We start from the raw sequence: 4,295 nt of genomic DNA, 5'->3' as shown, positions 1-4,295 counted from the left end.
AGCGCCTGCGCGGCCTCCGCACGCGACTCGTCGACGAGCCGGCGGGCCTGGGCCTCGCTGCGGGCGCGGAGCTGCTCGGCCCACGCCACGTTCTCGTTGACGTGCGACTCGACCGTCTGGCGGCGCTCCGACAGCTCCTGGTCGAGCTGCTGGCGGCGGGTGACCGCCTCCTGGTGCAGCTCCGCCTGGAGCCGCGCGGCCTGCTCGGCGTGCTCCTGCAGGATCCGCTGGGTCTGCGCCCGGGCCTGGCTCAGCTCACGCTCGGCGTCCGTGCGCAGCTGGTCGGCCTGCATCTGGGCCTGGCGGAGCATCTGCTCGGCCTGGTACCCGAGGTCGCCCCCGCTGTCGTAGGCGGGCCGGGACATGAGGGTGCGGCGCGCCTCGTGCAGCTTGGCGCGCAGCACCTCGACCTGGTAGCCGAGGTCCTCGGCGTGCTGGATCGCCTTTTCCCGCTCGGTCTTCAGCCGCTCCATCTCGGCCTCGAACCGAGAGAGGTGGTCGACGTCAGCCGCCGGCTCTCGCTCCTGGCGTTCGTAGCCCCGCACTGCGCGGTCCCATCCGTCCCCTGGTCGCAACCTTCTGGCAAACGAGCTCCGTCCAACCGTCGAACGGTGCTCCCGGGGAATGGTGTCAGATCGACGGCGGAGCACGGGCTGCCGCCCTCACCCCGTCCGCCGAAACCTTTGACCCCGGCCCTCGGACAACCGCTGATGGATCTCCGCGGTGCCCTTGGATCCCGCTCGTCGGAAGGCGGCAGGATCCGGGCCGTCCCCCTCGAAGGCGACGGCCGACCCCAACCCTACCGGCCCATATGTACGGGGGTCAGTGCTCAGGTGACTCAACTGGCGCCGAAGTGACCAGTTCTGTCAGTACGCCGTGGCAATCCTTGGGGTGCAGAAACGTGATCCGTGACCCCATGGAACCGACTCGCGGCTCCTCGTACAGGACGCGTACGCCCTTGTCCTTGATCGCGGCCGCCTCGCCGTCGACGTCCGCCGTGCCGAAGGCGATGTGGTGGACCCCCTCGCCGTTCTTGGCCAGCCACTTCGCGACGGTGGAGTCCTCGCGGGTGGGCTCCAGGAGCTGCAGGTAGGAGGCGCCGCCGTCGTCCGTGCTGTTGATCCTGAGCATGGCCTCGCGCACGCCCTGCTCCTCGTTGACCTCGGAGTGGTACACCTCGAAGCCGTACGTGGCCCGGTAGAACTCGACGGTCCTGTCGAGGTCGAAGCAGGCGATTCCGATGTGGTCGATTCGCGTCAGCATGGTGTCAGTGCAGCGCTCCGGCGACGGTTACGCAACGTGCGCGCGATCACACCGACAGCCCGGTGACGGCACGGAGTGCCACTCAGTACATTCGAAGTAAACCCTCGTTCACTCACTTCCCGGCTGTGCAAGCTGGAAGGGATCGCACCTCATGACTGGAACGAATGGCACGACCTCGGTGATCGTCGCGGGCGCCAGGACGCCCATGGGACGGTTGCTCGGTTCGCTGAAGTCCTTCTCCGGAGCCGACCTCGGCGGCTTCGCGATCAAGGCCGCCCTGGACCGTGCGGGGATCGGTGGCGACCAGGTGCAGTACGTGATCATGGGCCAGGTGCTCCAGGCCGGGGCGGGGCAGATCCCGGCGCGCCAGGCAGCCGTCAAGGCGGGCATCCCCATGGACGTGCCCGCGCTCACGATCAACAAGGTCTGTCTCTCGGGCCTCGACGCCATCGCCCTGGCCGACCAGCTGATCCGCGCCGGCGAGTTCGACGTGGTCGTGGCGGGCGGTCAGGAGTCCATGACGAACGCGCCCCACCTGCTCCCGAAGTCCCGTGAGGGCCACAAGTACGGGGCGATCCAGATGCTCGACGCGATGGCGTACGACGGGCTCACGGACGCCTTCGAGAACATCGCCATGGGCGAGTCCACCGAGAAGCACAACACGCGTCTCGGTATCCTGCGCCCCGAACAGGACGAGATCGCCGCCCAGTCCCACCAGCGGGCCGCCGCCGCCCAGAAGAACGGCCTCTTCGAGGCCGAGATCACGCCGGTCGAGATCCCGCAGCGCAAGGGTGAACCGGTCGTTTTCAGCCAGGACGAGGGCATCCGCGGTGAGACCACCGCCGAGTCGCTGGGCAAGCTGCGCCCGGCCTTCGTCAAGGACGGCACGATCACCGCAGGCTCCGCCTCGCAGATCTCCGACGGCGCCGCCGCCGTGGTCGTCATGAGCAAGGCCAAGGCGGAGGAGCTGGGCCTCACGTGGCTCGCCGAGATCGGCGCGCACGGGAACGTGGCCGGGCCGGACAACTCCCTGCAGTCGCAGCCGTCGAACGCGATCCGGCACGCCCTGAAGAAGGACGGCCTGGACGTGGCCGATCTCGACCTGATCGAGATCAACGAGGCCTTCGCCGCGGTCGCCGTGCAGTCAATGAGGGACCTCGGCGTGTCCCCGGAAAAGGTGAACGTCAACGGTGGTGCGATCGCTCTCGGGCACCCCATCGGCATGTCCGGCGCCCGTCTCGTCCTCCACCTCGCCCTGGAGCTGAAGCGGCGCGGCGGCGGTGTCGGCGCGGCCGCGCTGTGCGGTGGCGGCGGGCAGGGTGACGCGCTGATCGTGCGGGTACCCAAGGCCTGAGGCCTTCACTTCTCAGGTGTACGTGGCTGTTCGGAACGGAGCTGTGATGCAGGACGTCCCCACGCTGGTGGCACAGGCCAGGGAAGGGCGGCCCAGGGCCGTCGCCCGGCTGATCTCCCTGGTGGAAGGGGCGTCCCCGCAGCTCCGTGAGGTCATGGCGGCGCTGGCCCCGCTCACGGGCGGGGCGTACGTCGTCGGCCTCACCGGCTCGCCCGGCGTGGGCAAGTCCACGTCCACGTCGGCGCTGGTGACCGCGTACCGGCGGGCCGGGAAGCGGGTCGGGGTGCTGGCGGTGGATCCGTCCTCGCCGTTCAGCGGTGGTGCCCTCCTCGGCGACCGCGTCCGGATGTCCGAGCACTCCTCCGACCCCGGCGTGTACATCCGTTCGATGGCGACGCGTGGGCATCTGGGGGGCCTGGCGTGGTCGGCGCCCCAGGCGATCCGGGTGCTCGACGCGGCCGGGTGCGAGGTGATCCTGGTCGAGACGGTCGGTGTCGGGCAGTCCGAGGTGGAGATCGCCTCCCAGGCGGACACGTCCGTCGTGCTCCTGGCTCCCGGTATGGGCGACGGCATCCAGGCGGCCAAGGCCGGGATCCTGGAGATCGGTGACGTGTATGTGGTCAACAAGGCGGACCGGGACGGGGCCGACGCGACCGCGCGCGAGCTGAACCACATGCTGGGGCTGGGGGAGTCCCGCAGGCCCGGGGACTGGCGGCCGCCCATCGTCAAGACGGTCGCGTCGCGGGCGGAGGGGATCGACGAGGTCATGGAGGCGCTGGAGAAGCACCGGGCGTGGATGGAGGAGCGGGGGGTTCTCGCCGAGCGCCGGCGGGCCCGGGCGGCCCGCGAGGTGGAGACCATCGCCGTCACGGCCCTTCGGGAGCGGATCGGGGACCTGCACGGCGACCGGCGGTTGTCGGCTCTCGCCGAGCGGATCGTGACGGGGGAGCTGGATCCCTATCGGGCTGCGGACGAACTGGTGGCGGGGTTGACGGCGGGCTGAGCCCAGGCCCGGGCGCGGTCCTTCTCTCGCCCCCGCCGCCCCTACCCGTCCCTCCCCCGGGGGCGGCGCCCCTTCGACCCCCAGGTGCGGGTTCGGCGGGGGCTGGTCGCGCAGTTCCCCGCGCCCCTGAAAAGCAGGGGCTGCGCCCCGTGCCTGTCAGGGCCGCAGCGCCGTGGTCTTACGAGCCTCCACTCCCGAGCTCGCGCGCGGGCTGTTAGTTTGACGGCATGTTCCTTCGCTTTGCGTAGAGCGCGGACGGTCCCGCGGCTGCCGAACGGTCGGCACGCGGGACATCGGTGTCCCCTTTTCGCCTCCGAGTGAGGAACCTTTCGCATGTCCGCGACCTCTCCGCGGCCCTCGTACGCCGCGGTGCTCCGCATTCCGTACGCCCGTCGCACCTTCGCCGCCGTACTCGTCGGCCGGCTCTCCTACGGCATGGTGCCCGTCGCCGTGCTGCTCGCCGTGACCCGAACGACGGGGTCGTACGCCGTCGCCGGCACGGTCATGGCCCTGTTCGGGACCACCAGTGTCTTCCTCTCACCCGTGAGGGCCGGGCTCGTCGACCGGTACGGCCCGCGCCGGGCGCTGCCGCCGATGGCCTCGCTGTACGCCGTGCTGCTCGGCGCGCTGGCGGTGGCGAGTTGGCGGCCGGGGGCGTACGGCGCCGGGGCTGGG

Annotated in this window: 3 protein-coding genes and 2 pseudogenes; 3 read left to right on the top strand and 2 right to left on the bottom strand. The window is 70.7% G+C overall.

The window, feature by feature from the left end; genetic code table 11:
* Both AWZ10_RS07065 and mce read right to left on the bottom strand, forming a co-directional pair.
* Window positions 1-545 (bottom strand): annotated as a pseudogene (locus tag AWZ10_RS07065) (hypothetical protein); the annotation flags it as partial.
* Window positions 546-822: 277 nt separating this feature from the next.
* Complete coding sequence (gene mce, locus AWZ10_RS07060) at window positions 823-1,263, bottom strand: methylmalonyl-CoA epimerase (protein ID WP_013000629.1); 441 nt, start codon at window positions 1,261-1,263, stop codon at window positions 823-825.
* A gap of 151 nt (window positions 1,264-1,414) precedes the next feature.
* On the opposite strand from mce, the gene AWZ10_RS07055 reads away from it, so the two are divergent.
* The 3 genes and pseudogenes from AWZ10_RS07055 to AWZ10_RS07045 all read left to right on the top strand — a co-directional run.
* Window positions 1,415-2,617 (top strand): acetyl-CoA C-acetyltransferase, encoded by a 1,203-nt coding sequence (locus tag AWZ10_RS07055; protein ID WP_060890685.1) that lies wholly within the window; start codon window positions 1,415-1,417, stop codon window positions 2,615-2,617.
* Between the two features lie 46 nt (window positions 2,618-2,663).
* Window positions 2,664-3,620 (top strand): methylmalonyl Co-A mutase-associated GTPase MeaB, encoded by a 957-nt coding sequence (meaB, locus tag AWZ10_RS07050; protein WP_060890684.1) that lies wholly within the window; start codon window positions 2,664-2,666, stop codon window positions 3,618-3,620.
* 333 nt (window positions 3,621-3,953) lie between these two features.
* Window positions 3,954-4,295: pseudogene (locus AWZ10_RS07045) on the top strand (MFS transporter); the annotation flags it as partial.

Source organism: Streptomyces europaeiscabiei (genome assembly GCF_001550375.1).
Classification (GTDB): Bacteria; Actinomycetota; Actinomycetes; order Streptomycetales; family Streptomycetaceae; genus Streptomyces; species Streptomyces europaeiscabiei.
Note: the sequence above shows the minus strand (reverse complement) of the source record. Positions and strands in the feature narration are given on the sequence as shown.

What these genes read in the sequence shown, in the direction of transcription:
- mce (WP_013000629.1), bottom strand. Translation starts at nt 1,263, where the DNA reads ATGCTGACGCGAATCGACCACATCGGAATCGCCTGCTTCGACCTCGAC.
- AWZ10_RS07055 (WP_060890685.1), top strand. Translation starts at nt 1,415, where the DNA reads ATGACTGGAACGAATGGCACGACCTCGGTGATCGTCGCGGGCGCCAGG.
- meaB (WP_060890684.1), top strand. Translation starts at nt 2,664, where the DNA reads ATGCAGGACGTCCCCACGCTGGTGGCACAGGCCAGGGAAGGGCGGCCC.